The organism is Algimonas porphyrae (assembly GCF_041429795.1).
Taxonomy (GTDB): Bacteria; Pseudomonadota; Alphaproteobacteria; order Caulobacterales; family Maricaulaceae; genus Litorimonas; species Litorimonas porphyrae.
In genome coordinates this window covers 765,257-784,739 of record NZ_CP163424.1, presented here as the reverse complement: position 1 = coordinate 784,739, position 19,483 = coordinate 765,257, and the positions used below count along the sequence as shown (strand labels likewise).

Sequence of the window (19,483 nt, the reverse complement as noted above, 5' to 3'; positions counted from 1 at the left end):
CCGATAGGAGAGCTGCCCCCCGGTTAGCAAGATCGTTTTCGGAAAAGGAAAGCGTCCAAGAGATGCGTTTCAATGACAGGCGCGTGAAATGTGCGCCGTTTGGACTTGAAGGCTTACGCTATCGCGCGTTCGTCACTATTTCATCACGGTGACGGCCTTGCACGACATTGAAGTCTTTTATGACGGGGATTGCCCTGTCTGTCGCTGGGAAGTCCGGTTCTATTCGCGAATGGATCAGGACCATCGTGTGCGATGGACGGATATTGAGACGCTGCGGGACGAAGCGCTACCGGCACAGAAAACACGCGCTGACCTGTTGGGGCGGTTTCACGTGCGTGACATCGCTGCACCGAAGGACGACCACGGCACGGATACGGAGTGGCATATTGGCGTAGAGGCCTTTGCCAGAATCTGGCAGGTCCTGCCGGGTTTTCGTCACGTCGCTTTCCTGTTCGAAGTCCACGGCATTCGACAGCTCACACTCATTGCCTATCGCCTGTTCCTGAAATGGCAGAGCTGGCATCGCCGCCGTCGGTCACGCTAAGATGCCGGCCCTGCGAAACAGGGACGGCTTCACGTTTTCGACAGACGAACCTGGCTCACCTTGATCTGAGACGGCCAGCGGTCAATGTTACCCCAATCACGCACACCCCCGGAGACATGCCATGCTACACACTGCCGGAATGAATCGCCGCCACCTCATGCTCGGTGCGGGTGTGCTCGCCGCAAGCTATGCAGTCGCCAGTGCGGCCAAAACCGACGACAGCCCTGCGCTAGAGCCGATTGATCTGAGCGGTGTTTCGATCCTGATAACGGGGTGCTCTTCCGGTTTCGGACGCCTTGGCGCGGAGCATTATGCCCGACTTGGCGCCAAGGTCTTCGCCACCATGCGCAACCTGCCCAGACCCGAAGCGACGGAGCTGGAAACGCTCGCCGCCCGCGAAAACCTCGACATCAGCGTTCTCGAAATCGACATTACCAAACAGCATCAGGTTACGGCTGGCGTCGCAGCGGCTCTCGACGCAACAGGCGGTACGCTGGATGTTCTGATCAACAATGCGGGCATGGCTCTGTCCGGACCGATCGAGGCGCAAGACATGATCGCGACCCATCTGCTCTTCGATACGAATGTCTATGGTGCACAACGCATGATCCGGGCAGCCCTGCCAGCCATGCGCACACAGGGACACGGCCTGATTTTCAATGTGACGTCACAGCTGGGACGCGTGATTATACCCGGCATCGGGCAGTATTCGCCGACCAAATTCGCGCTTGAAGCCCTGAGCGAACAACTGGCTTATGAAGTCGCCTCACACGGCATCGAGGTCACCATCATTCAGCCTGGCGGCTATCCGACGGAGATCTGGGCCAAACAGGTGGACCCCTCAAAGGCCCTCAAATCCCGCCTGAGCGACGATGTGTTGCAGGCTTACCCGCGCATGACCGCAGGCATGGGCACCCAAAATAATGGCGGCGGAAACACCGATCCCATGGATATTCCACGAGCCATTGCGAAAACCATCGCACAGCCCGCAGGGTCCAGACCGCTTCGGATCGCGCTGCATCCGGTCGCCCGCCCGCAAGAGGCGATCAACACCGTTTCAGCTCAAGTGCAACGCGCCATGCTCGAGGACTCACCCTACGGACCGGCCGTCAAATCCGTCCTGGATTGAAGGCGCACACATTCAGACCGGTGATATAGGGTGATGGTGCGGGTGAGAGGACTTGAACCTCCACGCTCAATGAGCACCAGAACCTAAATCTGGCGTGTCTACCAATTCCACCACACCCGCACGGTCGTAGCGCGGGGCGCATATGACACGGATATGCGGCGCGTCAACGCTGTGGATCAGCTTTTGCGGGCGGTCATCGGGGCGCGGTTGAGCGCCCAGTAGCGCGCGATTAGGCCTGACAGGAAATTGGATACGGCGATCCCGATAAAGGCCCCGAACAGCCCACCCTGCCAGGCGCCGAGGGCAACCAGGGGCGCATAGAGAATGAGTGACCGGATGAAGGTGAAGATGAAGCCGTATTTCGGACGGCCCAGTGCATTGAAGCCCGCCGCGGTCACGAACACAAAGCCATAAGCGAAAATAGTGATCGGCACGATATAGAAATACGGCACGGCCATTTCGATCAGGGCCGGGTCGTTGGAGAAGAGACCGAGCATCGGCTTGGCGATCAGGGCGAGCACGACCGCCATCAATGTACTCCAGATGATGCAGATGCGGTAGGACACGCGGAACGCCTCCTCGACCCGGTCTGTCCGTCCGGCCCCGCCATTCTGCCCGGTCACGGACCCGATACAGGCGGACAAGGCATAAAGCAGGCCGACGCTGAGCAGCTCTAGGCGTGAGGCCAGGCTGAATGCCGCCAGACCGACTTCCGACGTCATGCGCGTCACGGCGACCGTGGCAAAGAACGTCCCAACTGGAACGATGATATTGGTGCCCATGGCCGGAACACCGACAGAGGCGATCGTGGCCCAGGCATGCCGTAAGGTCGCCAGACGGATGCCTTTGAAATCGATCGCCCGGCGTACGAACCGGACCAGATAGAGCCCGTAAATGGCGGCAACCGTATTGCCGATGACGGTCGCAAGCGCTGCCCCTGCCACTTCCATGCGCGGAAACGGGCCCAGACCGAAAATGAGGAACGGATCGATCACCATATTGAGAATGGCCCCCAGGATCATGATCGAAGACGGCAGCAACGCTTCGCCGTGGGCACGCAGCGTATTGTTGCACATGGACGCAATCGACACGATGACCAGCCCGGGCAAAGAGATGGCCAGATAGGACAGGGCCTGGCTCCGGACTTCGCCGCTCGCGCCCATCAGCCGGGTCACACTCGGCATGGTCAGGATCATCAGCGTGACCAGACCCGCCATGACGACCAGCGCGAACAGGATCGCCGCCGCACCGTGACGACGCGCCCTCTCGACCTCGCCTTCGCCGAGCGCGCGACTGATCGCACTCATCGTTCCGGCCCCCAGCCCGATATTTGCGCTATTGCCGATGAAAGTGAGCGGAAAGGCGATGCCCAGTGCGGCCAGCGCGATCGTCCCGGCTTGCGGATTCGTCTCCCCGCCCAGATTGCCGAGGAAGAAGCTATCGACCAGACCCGTGCTGATCAGAGCGATAACGGCGAGCGAGAACGGGCCGAGCATGCGCAAAATGTGCCCCTGGATCGATCCTTGGGTCAGGTCGATCTTGGCACCGGACGGTTTGACGCCCACCGCAGGGACCGATGCCGGATCCAGGGCTGAATCCAGAGTCGCATCCGGGGCCGGATGGCCGGGTTCACTATGCGTGGGGGAAGTCACGCTTCGCCATGCCCGGAAAGGTCCCGGCAGGGAAGCGCTTTCCTTGCGATCACATTTTTAAAATGCCGCAATCGGGCTGGCCGTGCTATAAGCGAAGCTGGCATCAGATTGGACCAAGGACCCGCAATGGATGAGATGGCCCCAGAGGCGACCAGAAAGGCAACTGGAGAGGCAAGCAGAGAAACCGTCGACATTATCGAACGGACGCCTTTGATGGGGTCCGACCACATCACCTCGCGCGAACAGCTGATCGGCATGCTGGGCGAAGCTGCCGAAGTCGAACACACGCTGATGTGTACCTATCTTTACGCGGCGTTCAGCCTGAAGACGGACGAGGCTGACGGTCTGACAGATACGCAGCGCGCGGCGGTCCGACGCTGGCGACGGTCGATCATCCGGGTTGCGGTCGAGGAAATGGGGCATCTGGCCATTGTCGCCAACCTGTCCGTCGCAATCGGCGGTCCGGCACATTTCAACCGTCTCAATTTTCCGATCGCGCCCGGTCCCTTGCCTGCTGCCATGTGCGTCCGCCTTGCCCCGTTCACGCAGGACACGCTGCAGCATTTCATCTTTCTGGAACGCCCGCTCGACAGTAACGAACCCGATGGTGAAAGCTTCGGCAAGGCCCGGGATTATCAGCGCGGCCCCCTGCAGCAGACGAAGCTCATGCCGGTCACCTATGATTACGAAACGGTCGGCGAGCTTTATGACACGATCATCCGCAGTTTTGAATCATTGCAGGTGCGCTATGGCGAAGGCCACCTTTTCGTCGGTGACCGGAGTCGGCAGATCGGACCGGAGATCAGCCCACTGCCGGGGCTGATGACAATCTGTCATCTGGATCACGCCCGCGAGGCGGTGAACACGATCAAGGAACAGGGCGAAGGGGCCGACGCCCATTCGGACAACAGCCATTTCGACCGGTTCTGCAAAATCCGCATGGAGTGGCAAGAACTTCTGGAAGCGGATCCGGATTTCGTCCCTGCCCGCCCCGTGGCCAACAATCCCGTTATGCGCAGACCACCCACACCTGATGGCAAGGTCTGGATCACGCATGATATCGGCGCCCGCGTGCTCGACTATGCCAATGCGCTCTATATCCAGCAATTGCGCCTGCTCAGTCAGGCTTTTGGCCGGCCGGGTGAAGCTTACGAAAAACAGGTGCTGATCAATGCCGCCACTGATCTGATGTACGCGATGACACCGGCGGCCGAAGCGTTGACGACCTATCCCTGTCATGACGGCGCGGACTGCAATGCGGGCATGACCTTCGCAATGGTCCGCGGGATGAGCCCCCTGCCCATCGGAACAGAGTGGCAGGTCCTGAATTGCCGCTTCACCGAATTGACTGATGAAGGTCCCAATCTGCGCGGGCTTCATCCCAAAGTCGACCGTTCGCTCGACATGCTGGAAGGGGTCGCCGCGACCTTTTCGCGCCATGTTGACATCATCTGTTCCGATCCCGACACGGAGTGTGACGCATGAACCAAACGACCCGAAAGACCGATATGGACGCCATCGTCAGTGACGACGCCGAGCGCGTCGAGGGCAAGGACGTCACGCTCTATTTCGACGGCAAGCGCTGCATCCATGCACGCTACTGCGTCACGGGGGCACCGGATACGTTCGTGGCCAATGTCGAGGGCGACTGGCTCTACCCCGACAGGTCGGACCCGGATCACCTACTGCATATTGCCAAGCAATGCCCGTCCGGCGCGATTCAGATCGTGCGCAAGGATGACGGGCTCGACGAACATCCGCCGCAGGTCAATACGGCGCGCATCTATGAGAACGGACCCTATGCTGTTCATGCCGAAATCATTCTGGACGGCAAGGCCGACGGGACGCGGCGAGTGCTGTGCCGCTGCGGGCTGAGCGCGAAAAAACCTTATTGTGACGGCAGCCACAAGGGCGACAAGGATGATCAGGACCCGTTCATCGCATCCGGCGAACCGGAGACTCGCGACATGACCATGATGGAAGAACGCGGCGGCCCCCTGCGGATCAATCCGCAAATGGACGGACCCCTCATGGTATCGGGTCCGGTGGAAATTCTGGCTGGAACCGGGCGCGGGATCGAACGCACCCAGACCTGCCGCCTCTGCCGTTGCGGCGCGTCGCAGAACAAACCCTTCTGTGACGGCTCCCACGCGCGGGTCGGCTTCAAGACAGACTAGGGTCAGCCCGGCCTGTGGGCCCGCTCCAGTGCGAGCAGCTTCTCTTTCCGGTCGAGCCCGCCGGCATAGCCGCCCAGTCCGCCGTCAGAGCCGATGACGCGGTGACAGGGAATGACGATCGCCAGACCATTGGCCCCATTGGCAGACGCCACGGCCCGGACCGCCTTGTCATTACCGATGCGCGCTGCCAGATCGGCATAGCTCCACGTTTCACCGTATGGAATGGTCTGTAAGGCGGCCCAGACGCCGGATTGGAAATCCGTTCCGGCGGTTTCGATGGGAACGGAAAATTCCGTGCGCCGACCCGCGAAATAGTCCGCCATTTGCTGCGCGACCCTGTCCGTCATATCCGTGCGCCCCGGCACGATCGGTCGACCGTGAATGCGGCGCAGCCGTTCGAACTGACGCGGCAGTTTCACCCGGTCCGTAAATTCGATGAGGTAGAGCGCTCGCGCATCCGTGACGACGATCATACGCCCTCCGCCCCGCTCTGGCGGCGTGTCGAGCCAGTCGACGAACAGCGGATCCGCCTGCCCTTTCGTCGGTGCCGATCCAAAGGTTTTCGCAAAGGCCGCCCGGAAGCCGGACGCGCTCTCGAACCCGGCATCCAGCTGCGCCTCGATTACGCTCTCGCCCCGGGCGATCGCCTGTGCTGCGCGCCCCAGGCGGCGCAACCGGGCATAGTCCGCCACACTCATTCCCAGCCGGCCCTTGAACTGACGGCGCGCCGTGCTGGGATCGATCCCGGCCTGACGCAAGGCCGCCTCCGTCACGCCGCCCTCTTCCTGGGCTTCGACCAGTTCGATGATCCGCCGCATCAGCATTGCCTCATCCCCCATGGGATGACAGCGTTTGCAAGCGCGATAACCAGCGCGGAGCGCCGCATCCGGACGGGCGAAAAATTCGCAATTCTCGAACTTCGGCGCGCGCGCCGGACATCCTGGGCGGCAGAAAATGCCGGTCGTCTTCACCCCAATCATCGCGTCGGCCAGCGGGGCCGGCAGCGGCGTCCGCGACAGGAAGGCATCATAGAGCTGGCGGTCGGTCAGAGCTTGCATGATCGCAGTCCTAGCATGTGCGAAATCTGCATGCCGCCGAAAATCGGGCATTGTTGTCAGACGCCCGAGCCTTTAGGCCGCGTGGATGACGACCTATCTGCACAAACACGACCTGCCCGACGATATCGATTTTGGCCGCGCCGTCGCCATCGACACGGAAACGCAAGGCCTGTCCCTTATTCGTGACAAGCTCTGCCTCGTTCAACTCTCGGCAGGCGATGGAAATGCCCATATCGTTCAGATGGACCGCGACGCCTATGACGCGCCCAATCTGATCGCGCTGCTGCAGAATGAAGACATCACCAAGATCTTTCATTTCGGTCGCTTCGACGTCGCCATCATGCAGCGTGATCTGGGCGTCGACACGCACAATATCTTCTGCACCAAGATCGCCTCGGGCCTGGTTCGCACCTATACGGACCGGCATGGTCTGAAGGATCTGACGCGCGAATTGCTGGGAGTCGATCTGTCCAAGCAGCAGCAGAGCAGCGACTGGGCTGCTGACGAGCTGACACAGGCGCAACTCGATTATGCGGCGTCCGACGTGCTCTATCTGCACCAGCTGCGGACAATCCTGACGGCCCGGCTGGTGCGCGAAGGTCGATTGGATGTCGCGCAGAGCTGCTTCGATTTCCTCAACACACGCTGCCGCCTCGACCTGATGGGCTGGGACGAAATCGATATTTTCAGCCATCGCATGCGCCGCGACTAGGCCGCTCCCGTCCATCACTGCTGACTCACGCGCCCACGTCCCACCGGGCATCTGGGCCGCGGCCATTATCCGTATCTCTCGCGTGAACGACACGAGCGCGGACCTTCCCCGCTGATGGGGAGTAGGAAACAAAACCATTTACAGCAGACAAGGTCCGCACGCCTGACAGACACACCCGGACCCGAAGCGCCGTGATTCCGCGGGCCTGCAATAGGCTCACCACGGACGGGGATAGACGGGTGCGGGACTTTCGGCCCCGGCCCACCGGCCCGCTCTTGACTGAAGGGCGCATGGAAGCAGGGGTGTAAAGCCTGCCATTATCCCACTCGTATCTCGCTTCAGCCTCATCATCGATCGCTTTGCCGGATGGAGCGGTGCGCGCCGTATGAACTCGCGCACGACCCAGCCTGCCAAACCCCCGCTCATACCAAGAGCCATACACTCTCTCGTGTCCGAAGCGGGTGAGGCTAAGAAAGCACGAAAAATGGCAGGCTGGGACCGGATTGGTGCAATTTGAGACAAGGCGTTGAAACAACGCCCGTCTTTGACGCTACAAGCGGGGATTGGTTTGTCCCATCCTGTCCGCTCAGGCCGACCCTCGTCTCACACTGTCCAACCATCGCAGCGGTTACGCAATCCCGGCCTGGAAGGCGTGGGTCTCCTCATTGCTGCAGAGCAGAAGCTCCATGGTGGCGTCGCAGCCCCCCGCCTGGCCTTTGAGCGCGGAGCGGCGACACCGGGCGCGGCGTTCCAGTTCGTCGAGATAGAGTTGGCCATAGCGCGCAATGATCGGATCGCCCGGATGGATCTTGGTCACGTGGCCGCAGCCATTGCAGATCATTTCGATCCGTTCGGGCGGACCGAGATCGGACAGTTGCAGGCGCGTCTTCCAGCTCATCGCGCATCCTCCCAGAAGTCTTCGGCCTCCGGCACGCGGGTAAAGGCGATCTTGCCGCCCGCGTTTCCGCCGGGTGGCGGCGTCCACGGACCCAGCGTCAGGAGGGACTTGTTGGCCGCCAGATTGACCTGATCGATGATCCGAGTCACCTGCTCCCACCGTTCCCGGTCCGGGTCTTGCGCAACCAGCAGGTCCAGCTGCCGCCCCTCATCCGATTCGAGCCCGGAAAAGCTGACCATGATATGGGCGATATTGACGAAGGGCAGTTTAGCTGTGCGTTGCGCCAGCCGCTGCCAGATCCCGTCCAGCGCCTTGAGGCAGGTCCGGTCGTCATGGGCGCCGTGCAGGTCGATCGTGTCGGCCCAGCGCATCGGATCCCGATCACCCGGTCGGCGCCGGATCTTCAGGCTGACATAGAGGCTGTTGGCCCGGAAGCGTTCCCGGCGCAGGCGCCGCGCCGCCTTGGTCAGCAGCATACGCGCGCAGCCATAAGGTTCGTCCAGACCGCGCCATGCCGCCGGCAGGACACGGCCATGGCCGATCATGGACCGCTGGGTTTTCGATGTGATGACTTCGTAACCCTGCATGGCCTGCCAGAAGCGTTCCCCGGCCACATTGCCCCAGATCCGGCGCAATTGTTTCGGCGAGGTCGCCAGCAGATCATTCATGTCGTGAATGCCTGCGATCTCCAGGCGGGTCAGCATGCCGGAGCCGATCCCGGGCAGGCCACCAAGCGGAATATGCGTCATCGCACCGGGCAGGTCCTCGGGCCGCCAGACAGTCGCGCCATCAGGCTTGTCCTCCTTGCAGGCGATCTTGGCGATATGAGCATTCGGACCAAAACCGATCGAGGCCGTCACGCTCGCCCCGATCCCTTCGGCCAGAGCCGTCTTGATCCGCGCCGCCGTACCGAGCGGATCGCGAATATGATCCGGCCCGAGACGGCAGGACAGTTCGTCGATGGACATGACCTTGTGGATCGGCAGGACCTGCTTGATCGCGGCCTGCGCATTGTGATGCATCTTGCGATAAAACCACGGGTCCTGCGCCACGAAGATCATATCCGGGCAGATTTCCAGCGCATCGCGCTGGCTCAGCACGCTACGCATGCCGGCCTTCTTCGCTTCGCGCGACGCCGCAATGACGCCGCCCGCCCCCATTCCGTCTGCATCGGAGCTAGGCGTAATACCGACGGGTCGCCCGCGCAGTTCCGGGCGGCGCTGCTGTTCGCAGCTCGCAAAGAAGCTGTCGAAATCCAGATAGAGATGTTCAATCGTTTCGGGCTTGCGCACGGAGTGTCGTCCTTGATCGTCCTGCCTTGACCATCGCCGGGCCCAATTCCGGTGATGCGGCCTGCGCTGATGCGCGACGTGTCTTAGAACATAAAGTGAACAGAATAAAAGCGGATTCTGACTCCGCATGTTGATAAGATGACTTGATGAGGGGACGCCGATGCAGGGATTGAACAACCAGATACGCGGATGGGTCGTGTTTGTCTGTGCGCTATGCATGACGGCCTGTGCTGGCGGGACGGACCGCGACCGGTTTCGCGCAGCCGCCCTCTATGCCTACGGTCCCTATCAATATGCGCTGAATATGGACCGGGTCATGCAACGCAATAGGGCCGCCGGGGTCGGGCTGAACGAGATGGCTTATCTGCGCGATCTGGCCGATCATCGCTCCCGCAGCGTGACCGCTCCCAACGCAGACACGATCTATGGGTCCGCCGTACTCGACCTGTCGGGCGGGCCGGTCAAACTGATCGTGCCGGAGGCGGGCGAGCGCTATGTGTCGGTCATGCTGATGGATATTTTCTCCGACGTGATCGCCACGGTCGGTACGGGCCGGAAGGCTGATGGGGACGCTGAGAAGACCACTGACATGACGGGTCGGTACTGGATCGTCGGACCGGACTGGACGGGCGATACGCCGCCCGGCATCACGCCGATCCGCGCGCCCGGCGCGGATGCCTGGCTGCTGGCCCGCGTTTTCGTCGCCGGGCCGGGCGATCTGGAAGATGCCCGCGCGGTTCAGTCCCGTATTGGGGTCAAACCGGTCGACCCTGCGCCCTTGTCCCCCTTCCCCGTGACACCCGATCCGGACGCCAGCGCGCGGAACGCGCTCGACCTCGTCAACACCCTGCTGGGACGATCCCCCGATCATGTGCATACGCAGCGGGCCGCCGCCTTCTCCGACATTGGCCTGCGCCCGGGCCAAAGGGATGTGTGGGACACGCTCGGCCCGGCGACGCAGCTGAAATGGCGCGCGGCCTTCGACCGCATGCCGGACGCGCTGGAGGCAGCGCTGCTGGCCCGCTCGGAGGCCAGCGGATGGCGTCCGGCACCAGACAATCTGAGCCGCTACGACACGGATGACGCGACGCGGGCCGCCGTCAGCCTGATCGGTTTCGGCGCAATGCAGGTGGAGGATGCGTCCTATTTTTCGTCGAACACGGACGCGCAGGGCCGCCGCCTGAGCGGGATGAATGATTATGTCATGACCCTGCAACCCGACGCGATTCCCGTCGATGGCTTCTGGTCGCTCAGCGTCTATGCGGTCGAGGCCGATGGGCGGCGCTTCTTCATCGACAATCCGATCAACCGTCATGCGGTGAACAGCGCCACGCCGGGCCTTGTTCTGGATGATGACGGACAGCTGCCCTTGCAGCTCAGCCCGGATCGGCCTGCCAGTGACGCCAACTGGCTGCCGACACCGGACGGAGATTTCGCGCTGATCTTCCGGACCTATCTCCCGCAGGCCCCGATCCTGTCCGGCGACTGGACGCCGCCGGATCTGATCCGCAGTCCGGCCAGTGCCACCCCTTGACGCGCCATGTCGATTTTCACCCTTACAAACCCCTCATTGACGCATAGTGCCACTACCCAAGGCGGGCCGACTTCCCTATAGGCGGGCGCGACATGGTCGATTTGTCTTTACAATCCCCTCTGCCCGCGCGGTCACATGCGGCGAGCGATGCGCTGGGCCTGTGGGAGCCCAAGCGGACGCTGACGCTGGAGGCCGCCCGCAAGCACACGCAACGCATCGCCTTTTTGCGTCAGGCTCTGATCGCCGCCTCGATCGCGCTGATGGGGCTGTTGGCCTTCTATTTTGCGACGCAGAGTTCGGACGTCGTGATTGCCGATGACCCGGACACGTCGGTTCGCATGATCAATCCGCGCTATAGTGGTCGCACGGGCGACGGACTGCCATTCTACCTGACATCGGAATCGGCCACGCGTCAGCTCGAAAACCGCAACGAAGTCGCGCTGAACCTGCCCGTCTTGGAATTCATCCGGGCCGAAGGCTCGGAAAGCTCCTTCGTGGAAGCCGATACCGGCACCTATGACGATGTGAACAAGATCCTCAATCTGCGGACCAATCCGGACCGGACCGATGGAGAACCACAAAATGTCGTACTGGAAACCGATGACGGTTATCGCTGCCTGACGACGCATGCGCGGATTTTTGCCCGCGAAAAGCGGATTGTCGGCGACGAACCGATCCGCTGCACCGGGAATTTCGGCACTGTGACCGGACAGACTTACGAAATTGTCGACAATTACCGCACCTTCATCTTCAAGGACGGCATGACGGGCGTCATCAATCGCAACACGTCGGCCACCGAACTGATGCGCGGCACACAAGCCAGCGAGACTGCGACCTCCGGGCGCCTGTTCGGCTTTGACGGGGACGGCCCGATCGATGTGACGGCACGACAAGCCACCTATTATGGCGGCACGACCGATCTTGGGGGCGACGTCGTCGTCATTCAGGAAGGTTCGACCATCTATTCGGACGAAATGACGATCCTGCGCGATGCCGCCGAACCGAATTCCGTCGGCTCGGTCCGGCTCGGCGCGATCCGCGAAATTACCGGAACCGGAAATTTCCGCTATGTCACCGAGGATAATGATGTGCGCGGGGATGTCGGCGTGTATGAGCGCGATATTACACAGGTCACGGTCACGGGGAATGTGACCGTTGTCCAGCCCGGTGGCAATGCAGTCTCGACCGACCGCCTGGTCTATGACACAGTCACCGAAACCATTCGCTTTTCCGGCCAGTGCCAGGGCCGGGGGTGCCAGAGCGGCGACCGGGTCGCTCTGACCATCGAACAATAGTCGTTTACGAAACAGGACCTGACATGCGTTTCATTTCAGCCCCTCTGGCAGTCTTCCCGGCCATTGTCCTTCTCGCCCTGTTCCTGGCCAGTTCGGCCCAGGCCCAGTTTGCAGGCGCGTCGGGCGGCAATATTCAGCTCTATGCCGACGATGCCGTATCCGTGAAGGGTGTCACCACCCTGACCGGGCAGGTTGATGCCCGACAGGACGATGTCCGGATCCTGGCCGATGAAATGGTGATCTATTCCAAAGCAGCCGCCAATGGCGCGACGGGCCCGGCTGTCGGCACAGTGGCGGGTGACATTGAGCGCATCGTTGCGACCGGTAATTTCTACTATATCACGCCCGAGCAGGAAGTGCGCGGCAATCGCGGCATCTACACCGCCGCGACCGATACGTTCGAAGTGACGGGTGACGTCATTCTGGTTCAGGACGACAGTGTGGTTCGCGGAACCAAGCTGATCTATGATCTGGCGACCGAGCGGGCCCGTGTCATTTCCGATTGCCAAGGCCGCAAATGCGGATCGGACGGTCGGGTCGCGATCCTGATCAAGAACACACAAGCCGTCACGGATGCAGGCTCCTGATCATGGCGGATTCGCTTGACAGCCCGACCGTGGACGCACCCCTGTCGCAGGGCGGCTCTGCGCCTGCTTCGACCGTCATAACCCCGCCTGCGACCGGGCTGGCGGCCAATAATATCGGCAAAGCCTATCGCGGACGCGTCGTCGTCAAGGACATCACTCTGACCGTGCAGCGCGGCGAAGTCGTCGCCCTGATGGGGCCGAACGGTGCCGGCAAGACGACCAGTTTCTATATGATCATGGGACTGATCGAGGCGGATCGCGGATCGATCTCGCTGGATGGTCAGGACATCACCAAGCTGCCCATGTATCAGCGCGCGCGCCTCGGCGTCGGCTATCTGCCGCAGGAACAGAGCATTTTCCGGGGCCTGTCGGTCGAGGAAAACATCAAGGCCGTCGTGCAACTGACGGAAAAGGACCGCAGCAAATGGGACGACAATGTCGATGCCCTGCTGGACGAGCTGAATATCGGTCATATCCGAAAATCGCCCGCTCTGGCCCTGTCCGGCGGGGAACGTCGACGCGTCGAGATCGCGCGGGCGCTGGCTTCTCGCCCGTCCTTCATTCTGCTGGACGAGCCGTTTACCGGCATCGACCCGATCGCGATTGCCGATATTTCCGAGCTTGTACTTTATCTGAAACAGCGCGGCATCGGCATTCTGATTACGGATCACCGCGTGCGCGAAACGCTCGACATTGTCGATCGCGCCTCGATCCTGTTTCAGGGCGAAGCCCTGTTCGAAGGAACCCCGGAAGAGATCCGGGCCAATAAGGATGTCCGGCGCGTCTATCTGGGCGAAAAATACGCCTGACGCGACACTGCCCGACGAGGCTTGGCTGGGCGTGCCCGGCACGACCTACACCCGAAATCGCTATCTCACCGTGAATTGCGCGCTGAGACGCCCATTGGCGTCCGCGCTGATGACGGCGCGGTCCAGCGTCGCTGCGTAATCGCCCAGCAAATCGTCGAACAGGCCGAACAGATTGTCCGTCTGGGCATCGTCGATCCAGACCGCGAACGCCCCGTCATCGGCGGGCTGGACGCGCGTCAGCTTGATGCTGCGCGATTGCGCCGTGCTGATCAGGACCGTCCGGTCGAAGGGAATTTGCGCGCCGGGCGTCGCAGGACCCTGTGACGGCGTGACCCGACTGACCAGGGCCAGCTCCTGCTTGGCCCGGTCCAGCGCGATTTGCGCGTCAGCGCGGGCGGACTGAATTGGCAGAACAAGCAGGAAAATCAGGACGAACAGGCCGACCAGTCCGGCCAGAACGCTCAGCAGTAGCCGTTCACGAGGCTCACGCCCGTCCCACCAGTTTCGGATCGAGGCGATCATGACGCTTCACCCAGCGCCAGAGAGGCATCGCCGATGAAACGCCCTCCCTGTTCGCGGACACCGCCCGTCACGAAAACTGCACCGGATTCGGCGACTGTGCGTTCGAGCGCCCCTGCCGCTTCGAAACCCGGATAGATGAGTCGCAAACGCAGGCTGTTTTCGCGCGCTTCGAAGGACAGGCGTTCGACCATGATATCAGGGTGGCGCGACAGGGCGGCGAAAAGACTGTCCGACAGGGCCAGGAAGTTCGCCGCATCCGCCTCTGCCGTGGTCGAGAGGCGCGCCAGTCGTGACAGATTATCCGGGGCGGGCTGTCCCGTCCGTTGCGTATAGAGGGCCTTCGCCTGATCGCGCAGCGCGTCCGCCTGCTGCAGCTTGGCACGGCTATCGGCCCAGGATAATCCGAGGCCCAATACGCAGCAGAGCAGCGCGACGGCGGCAATCCGCGCCCAAGGTCCGGCCTGAATGTTCGCGCGGCGGCGATAGGCGCCACTGCGCAGATCGACATAGCCATCACCATCCAAGCGGTCGAAAATAGCGCGTGCGATGGTGTCGTCATCCAGCTGCGTGACGGACCCGTCCACCCAGGCGCGGTCGACACTCATACCCTGCGGCCCCGGCGTGACGACCCGGTCCAGCAGACCGATATCCTCACCAGCCAGACCGGCCAGCGCGTCGAAATCCGCCAACATCCTGTTCGGGTCGAGCGCCTGCAGTACGCTGTCCATATCGGACCGGGCGACCATCAGGGTGAGGGCCGGGTCCCCGGGCCCGACGACGATATGCAACGCGTCCGGATCGGTCGCCAGTTGATCTTCATGGGCGAACCGGGCGACATTGATGCGCTCAGCGCCTTTGATCCGCTCCGGCACATCCGTCAGAAAGGCACGAACAGACTGGCCCGGCATAATGACGGCATAAGGCGGCCCGAGCAGCGGGGTCAGCGTCACGACATCACCGCGTGTGGTGACGATCCCGTCACGACTGCGACGGGCCAGAAGCGCATCGCCCCCGGCATGGTCCGGCAGGATGATGAAACTGTCGATCACCGTTCTGCATCCTCTTCGTTCAAGCCCGCCTGATTATCCAGACGCGCTAGGGCCAGTGACGGAAATTCGTCCCATCCGTCACTGCGATATGTGAGCGTCGGACGCCCCGTGTCCACCCCTTCATAGGCCAGAAACTGCGCCGTCTCGACACCCGAATAGCGGATCAACGTCTCTGCCGTGATGCGTTGCGGGGCAAAGACGATACTGGCCAGCTGCGTGCCCGCCGTGTCGAAGCCTTCCAGTATCGGGCTGGCCAGCAAGGCTTCCGACGAGCCATAGCCGCTGGATGGCCGCCCTTCGATCAGGGATGTCGCCAGCTGGAACGCCTCCGGATCGGATCCCAGCAGGGCCGCCAGCACCGGAGCCTGCCAGAGCTGTGCGCCGTCAATGTTGAACACGGTCGGCGCGCCGACCGTTCCGATGCAGAGATAGGGCAGAAGCTGCTGGAACAAAGCCTCATCCATCCCGTCAATAGACCGCAATTCCGTAACGGATTGCAGGGCCGTATTGGCTGTGCGGTGGGGACCACCCTGCGTGTCGGAGCGCGAAAGATAGACCCCATCTTCCGCCCCCAAAGATCGCGTCTGCGAATCCGCATCGACCCAGTCCATGATTGAGGCCGCAATACGCTCGGCGCGCGACCCATCCACACCCAGAGCGGTCATGAGCGCGGCGAAGATCAACTGCTCCGTATCCTGAGCTTCGCCATTTGTGTCAGTGAGCGCGCTGAGGCGCATACATTGCGTTCCGTCGGCAATGCGCAGCTCGATATTGCCATTGTCGAACGGCAGAAGGGCTGGCTCGGCTGTCGCCAGCGCGGCGTTCAACTGGGAACCCTCGACCGAGCGGAACTGATCCAGCTGCAACTGGACGAAATCACGAGCGCCCTGCGCGTAGAGATCGGTCTGGGCTTGCGCCTCTAGGGAGGTCGCGCGAGTGATGGCCGTGCGCACCGTTGCCAGCAGACCCAACGCCACCGCGCTCATCAGGGCCAGCACGAGTAATGTGCTGAGCAGGACGGTACCGTCCTCGCGATTGGATGCGTCCCTAGACATCGGAAATTTCGAACAGATGACGGGTCGTGGTCCCGTCCGTGTGTGTGAAGGTGACAAAAACGGCGACCGCCTCGCTGAGGGGGACGGTCTCCGTCGTAGTAAAGGATTTGGCTATCGTCATGATCTCCATTCGTTCCACACCGATCAGTACGACCCGGTCGATAGGCGGTTCGACGTAGGCGGGATTTTCATGCGGAAGGAAGGCCCGGATCAGCTGACCGTTTTCCACACGCCACGCGACCCGCAACAGGTCGCCACGCGGAAAGGCCCCGTCCGGGTTAGGTCGCCCCCGGCGCGTCACGATCAGCTGATCCGGTTGGGCGACCTGTTGAGTCGGATCGATGAAGCCGCCCAGCCCGTCGCGATTGGTGCGCTGCACGGACGCGCCGATATCGTCGGCCAGCAGGCGGCGCGCCGCCGCTAGACGCTCGACATTCTCGATCCGCGCCTGCGCCTTCTCGCGGGCATCCAGCGTGGTGGAGAGCGCGATCAACGCGCCGACACTGATCAGCGAAAAGATGAACATGGAGACGAGGACTTCGACAAGCGTGAAGCCTGCATCACCCCCGGCTGAAAGCTGCGTGGAGCTGCCGCCGCATATGGGGCGCGCCTCGCTCACGGCCTGTCCTCAGCTTCGCCTTCGGGCATGGCCACGACCCAGAGGGCTTCATTGCGGAAGGCGCGCCGTTCGATCAGGACACGGTCTGAGCCCTGTTGCGTGACGCGGACCCGGATTTCAAGAAAATCAGCCAGTTCGGTGGCGACCGTCTCAATCGTGACATCGAACCCGATGCCACCGGATTCGATCGCGTTTCGTTCGACCCCCAGTTCGCGCGCGATCGGCCCGATGCGCGACAGCACGACGGCATTGTCGGCCACAAAGCCCGCATGTGTCTTGAGCTGCAAGGTCGACGCGCCGGACACGGCCAGTGTCGCCGCGCGGTTGAGCCCGACAATGGCGAGGCTGAAGATCGCCAGGCTGACCAGCACTTCGATCAGGGTAAAGCCGTGGTCCCGCGCCGTCATCGATCGACAATCCGGATGATCCGCCCGCGCGGGTCAGACTGCAATTCGTAGCTCGCTTGGCGGTCCTGCAGGATCAGGGTGAAATCAGGCACAGAACCGTAAGGTTCGAACAGCAGGCCCGGAGCCGCCAGTTCGGGAATATCGACTCGCTCTCCGCCCCGCTCCAGTCGCAGCTGCGCCGCATTCGGCCAGGGCAGATCGTCCGTCTGAACCCAACTGAGGCCGTCATGGCGAAAGAGAGCAAGCCCGCCCGCATAAGGCCCAAGCGCGCGAACCTCCCCGGCGATGGCTCCGTCGTCCAGAAACCTGTCGAGCTGCATGGCCATGGCTTCGGATGCGCGATCTGTTTCGCTGCGCGGCTGCGGCAGGTTCATGACCACGGCCCCGACCATCAGGGACAAGATAGCCAGCACCGCCAGCAGCTCGACGAGGCTGAAACCGCCCTCACCGTTCCGGTCGGATATCAGCCTATTGCCAGTTGCCAATATCGGCATCAGCGCCCTCTCCACCTTCCTGACCATCCGCGCCGTAGCTCAGAATGTCGATGGGACCGTTCTCACCCGGATTGCGGTAGATGTAGGGATTGTTCCACGGATCGTCGCGCAGCTGCTGTATATAGCCTTCTGCGGGATATTTATCCGCATCGACTGTCGAAGGCGCTTCGACCAGCGCTTCCAGCCCTTCCTGCTCCGAGGGATAGCGGAAGTGATCGAGCCGATAAAATTCCAGCGCGGTTTCGTAGGACGCGATGTCTGCACGGGCCTTGGTGATGGAGGCATCGCCCAGTCGCGGCAGAACGGCCAGCACAACACCCGTCGCCAGCAGACCAATGATCGCCATCGTGACCAGCACTTCGGTCAGGGTGAAGCCGTCTTCGCCCGTGCGGGGTGTTCGTTGCGGTCTTGAGTGTATCGCCATGGTCACGCCTAAAAGCTGAGAGTGTTGAGCTGCAGTATGGGCAGGAAGATCGCCGCCGCAACCAGCAGCACGATCCCGCCCAGAAAGATGATGATGAAAGGTTGCAGAAGGCTGAGAAAAATATCCATGGCCGCTTCGAACTCGCCTTCCAGATAATCCGCCGACTTGGCGAACATCGGCCCCGTATTGCCAGAGGCTTCGCCCCCCAACACCATTTGAACGACCAGCGCCGGGAAAACCTGCGTCTGTTTCAGCGCCGCGCTGACGGCAGCCCCTTCGCGCACGCGCAGGACGGCATCGCCGACGGCGGCGTGCATGACCGTGTTGCGGAGCGTATGCCGCGCCGTTTCCATAGATGCGAGCGCCGGCGTGCCGGCCGAGATCAGCCCCGCCATCGTCCGCGAGAAACGCGCCGCCTCGAGATTGCGGATGATCCGCCCGATCACGGGCATGCGCAGCTTGAACGCGTCCCATTGCCGTCGCCCCGGACTGGAACGCTTCCACAGGATGAACCCCATCCAAAGACCGGCCAGGACAAGCCCGATCAGCCACCATTGCGCCATCAGAAAGTCCGAGGCGGCAATCGTCGCGCGCGTCAGCGGCGGCAGCTCTTCGCCCAGAACGGTGAACTGTTCGGCCACTCTCGGAACGACCAGCGCCATCAGCACGATGGTCACGACCAGAGCCAGCAGCAGGAGCACGATCGGATAGGCCATTGCGCCCAGCACCTTGCGACGCAGCGTATCGGCCGCTTCCATATCGTCGGCCCGGCGTTCCAGAACGGGTCCGAGCTGCCCGGCGGTTTCGCCCGCCGCGACCATGGCGGAAAAGAGCGGATCGAAGACTTTCGGATGACGCGACAGCGCTTCGGACAGGCGCGCTCCTTCCATGACCTGGGCGCGCGCGTCGAGCAACACAGCGCGCAAGCGCGATTTTTCGAACTGGAGCGCAGTAATGCGGAGCGCTTCCTCAACCGGTGTCGACGCCGAGATCAGAATGGCGAGCTGCCGCGCCGCGCGGGTGATATGAGTGGATTTGATCCGGCTACCCCCGCCATCGGCTTCGCCGTCACCGGATGCGGTCTTCGACCGCGACGGTTTGATCTGGACTGGTGTCAGGCGGCGCGCCCGCAACTGATCGCGAGCCGCCCGCGCTGAGGTCGCCATCAGCGTCCCTTTGCGACGCTCCCCTTGCGCATCGAGCGCGGCATAGTCGAACGCCTCCAA

21 protein-coding genes and 1 tRNA gene are annotated in these 19,483 nt (G+C 62.2%); 9 read left to right on the top strand and 13 right to left on the bottom strand.

Features of this window, described 5'->3' with window-relative positions:
* The first annotated feature begins 148 nt into the window (after window positions 1–148).
* A complete protein-coding gene (locus AB6B39_RS03925) occupies window positions 149–544 on the top strand; it encodes a thiol-disulfide oxidoreductase DCC family protein (protein WP_371398692.1) in 396 nt (131 codons plus the stop codon).
* 121 nt (window positions 545–665) lie between these two features.
* Complete coding sequence (locus tag AB6B39_RS03920; RefSeq protein WP_284373405.1) at window positions 666–1,673, top strand: SDR family oxidoreductase; 1,008 nt, start codon at window positions 666–668, stop codon at window positions 1,671–1,673.
* Between the two features lie 34 nt (window positions 1,674–1,707).
* Here the strand turns inward: AB6B39_RS03920 and AB6B39_RS03915 are convergent.
* Both AB6B39_RS03915 and AB6B39_RS03910 read right to left on the bottom strand, forming a co-directional pair.
* A tRNA-Leu gene (locus AB6B39_RS03915) sits at window positions 1,708–1,793 on the bottom strand.
* Between the two features lie 56 nt (window positions 1,794–1,849).
* Window positions 1,850–3,325 (bottom strand): MATE family efflux transporter, encoded by a 1,476-nt coding sequence (locus tag AB6B39_RS03910; RefSeq protein WP_284373406.1) that lies wholly within the window; start codon window positions 3,323–3,325, stop codon window positions 1,850–1,852.
* 126 nt (window positions 3,326–3,451) lie between these two features.
* On the opposite strand from AB6B39_RS03910, the gene AB6B39_RS03905 reads away from it, so the two are divergent.
* Both AB6B39_RS03905 and AB6B39_RS03900 read left to right on the top strand, forming a co-directional pair.
* On the top strand, window positions 3,452–4,810 hold the full coding sequence (locus tag AB6B39_RS03905) for a ferritin-like domain-containing protein (protein WP_284373407.1): 1,359 nt from the start codon (window positions 3,452–3,454) through the stop codon (window positions 4,808–4,810).
* On the top strand, window positions 4,807–5,502 hold the full coding sequence (locus tag AB6B39_RS03900; RefSeq protein ID WP_284373408.1) for a CDGSH iron-sulfur domain-containing protein: 696 nt from the start codon (window positions 4,807–4,809) through the stop codon (window positions 5,500–5,502). Before AB6B39_RS03905 ends, AB6B39_RS03900 begins: the two co-directional genes overlap by 4 nt.
* 2 nt (window positions 5,503–5,504) lie before the next feature.
* Here AB6B39_RS03900 and AB6B39_RS03895 read toward each other — a convergent pair whose 3' ends face one another.
* Window positions 5,505–6,560: a bifunctional transcriptional activator/DNA repair enzyme AdaA gene (locus AB6B39_RS03895; RefSeq protein ID WP_284373409.1), complete on the bottom strand. Its 1,056-nt coding sequence runs from the start codon at window positions 6,558–6,560 to the stop codon at window positions 5,505–5,507.
* 85 nt (window positions 6,561–6,645) lie between these two features.
* Between AB6B39_RS03895 and AB6B39_RS03890 the strand changes: the two genes are divergently transcribed.
* Complete coding sequence (locus AB6B39_RS03890; RefSeq protein WP_284373411.1) at window positions 6,646–7,272, top strand: ribonuclease D; 627 nt, start codon at window positions 6,646–6,648, stop codon at window positions 7,270–7,272.
* A gap of 628 nt (window positions 7,273–7,900) precedes the next feature.
* Here the strand turns inward: AB6B39_RS03890 and AB6B39_RS03885 are convergent.
* A complete protein-coding gene (locus tag AB6B39_RS03885; protein WP_284373412.1) occupies window positions 7,901–8,170 on the bottom strand; it encodes a hypothetical protein in 270 nt (89 codons plus the stop codon).
* Window positions 8,167–9,462 carry a Y-family DNA polymerase gene (locus tag AB6B39_RS03880; RefSeq protein ID WP_284373414.1) on the bottom strand — a complete coding sequence of 432 codons (1,296 nt, stop codon included), beginning with the start codon at window positions 9,460–9,462 and terminating at the stop codon, window positions 8,167–8,169. The genes AB6B39_RS03885 and AB6B39_RS03880 overlap by 4 nt, the downstream gene beginning before the upstream one ends.
* 160 nt (window positions 9,463–9,622) lie before the next feature.
* On the opposite strand from AB6B39_RS03880, the gene AB6B39_RS03875 reads away from it, so the two are divergent.
* The 4 genes from AB6B39_RS03875 to lptB all read left to right on the top strand — a co-directional run bounded on the left by AB6B39_RS03875 (window position 9,623) and on the right by lptB (window position 13,687).
* A complete protein-coding gene (locus tag AB6B39_RS03875; protein WP_284373416.1) occupies window positions 9,623–10,996 on the top strand; it encodes a DUF1254 domain-containing protein in 1,374 nt (457 codons plus the stop codon).
* A 92-nt stretch (window positions 10,997–11,088) separates the two neighbouring features.
* A complete protein-coding gene (gene lptC, locus AB6B39_RS03870) occupies window positions 11,089–12,291 on the top strand; it encodes an LPS export ABC transporter periplasmic protein LptC (RefSeq protein WP_284373417.1) in 1,203 nt (400 codons plus the stop codon).
* 23 nt (window positions 12,292–12,314) lie between these two features.
* Complete coding sequence (locus tag AB6B39_RS03865; protein WP_284373419.1) at window positions 12,315–12,878, top strand: LptA/OstA family protein; 564 nt, start codon at window positions 12,315–12,317, stop codon at window positions 12,876–12,878.
* A 2-nt stretch (window positions 12,879–12,880) separates the two neighbouring features.
* Complete coding sequence (lptB, locus tag AB6B39_RS03860) at window positions 12,881–13,687, top strand: LPS export ABC transporter ATP-binding protein (protein ID WP_284373421.1); 807 nt, start codon at window positions 12,881–12,883, stop codon at window positions 13,685–13,687.
* A gap of 60 nt (window positions 13,688–13,747) precedes the next feature.
* Here the strand turns inward: lptB and gspM are convergent, their stop codons facing one another.
* From gspM to AB6B39_RS03820, 8 genes are read right to left on the bottom strand one after another with little or no spacing between them, the layout of a single operon-like run.
* Window positions 13,748–14,209 (bottom strand): type II secretion system protein GspM, encoded by a 462-nt coding sequence (gene gspM / locus AB6B39_RS03855; protein WP_284373424.1) that lies wholly within the window; start codon window positions 14,207–14,209, stop codon window positions 13,748–13,750.
* Complete coding sequence (gspL, locus tag AB6B39_RS03850; RefSeq protein ID WP_284373427.1) at window positions 14,206–15,258, bottom strand: type II secretion system protein GspL; 1,053 nt, start codon at window positions 15,256–15,258, stop codon at window positions 14,206–14,208. Before gspL ends, gspM begins: the two co-directional genes overlap by 4 nt.
* On the bottom strand, window positions 15,255–16,313 hold the full coding sequence (gene gspK / locus AB6B39_RS03845) for a type II secretion system minor pseudopilin GspK (RefSeq protein ID WP_284373429.1): 1,059 nt from the start codon (window positions 16,311–16,313) through the stop codon (window positions 15,255–15,257). The genes gspL and gspK overlap by 4 nt, the downstream gene beginning before the upstream one ends.
* Window positions 16,306–16,932, bottom strand: coding sequence for a type II secretion system minor pseudopilin GspJ (gene gspJ, locus AB6B39_RS03840; protein ID WP_284373431.1), 627 nt, complete (start codon window positions 16,930–16,932; stop codon window positions 16,306–16,308). The genes gspK and gspJ overlap by 8 nt, the downstream gene beginning before the upstream one ends.
* Window positions 16,929–17,339 (bottom strand): type II secretion system minor pseudopilin GspI, encoded by a 411-nt coding sequence (gspI, locus tag AB6B39_RS03835; protein WP_284373433.1) that lies wholly within the window; start codon window positions 17,337–17,339, stop codon window positions 16,929–16,931. Before gspI ends, gspJ begins: the two co-directional genes overlap by 4 nt.
* Window positions 17,336–17,833: a prepilin-type N-terminal cleavage/methylation domain-containing protein gene (locus AB6B39_RS03830; RefSeq protein ID WP_284373435.1), complete on the bottom strand. Its 498-nt coding sequence runs from the start codon at window positions 17,831–17,833 to the stop codon at window positions 17,336–17,338. Before AB6B39_RS03830 ends, gspI begins: the two co-directional genes overlap by 4 nt.
* Complete coding sequence (gene gspG, locus AB6B39_RS03825) at window positions 17,808–18,257, bottom strand: type II secretion system major pseudopilin GspG (RefSeq protein WP_284373437.1); 450 nt, start codon at window positions 18,255–18,257, stop codon at window positions 17,808–17,810. Before gspG ends, AB6B39_RS03830 begins: the two co-directional genes overlap by 26 nt.
* A gap of 8 nt (window positions 18,258–18,265) precedes the next feature.
* A complete protein-coding gene (locus AB6B39_RS03820; protein WP_284373439.1) occupies window positions 18,266–19,483 on the bottom strand; it encodes a type II secretion system F family protein in 1,218 nt (405 codons plus the stop codon).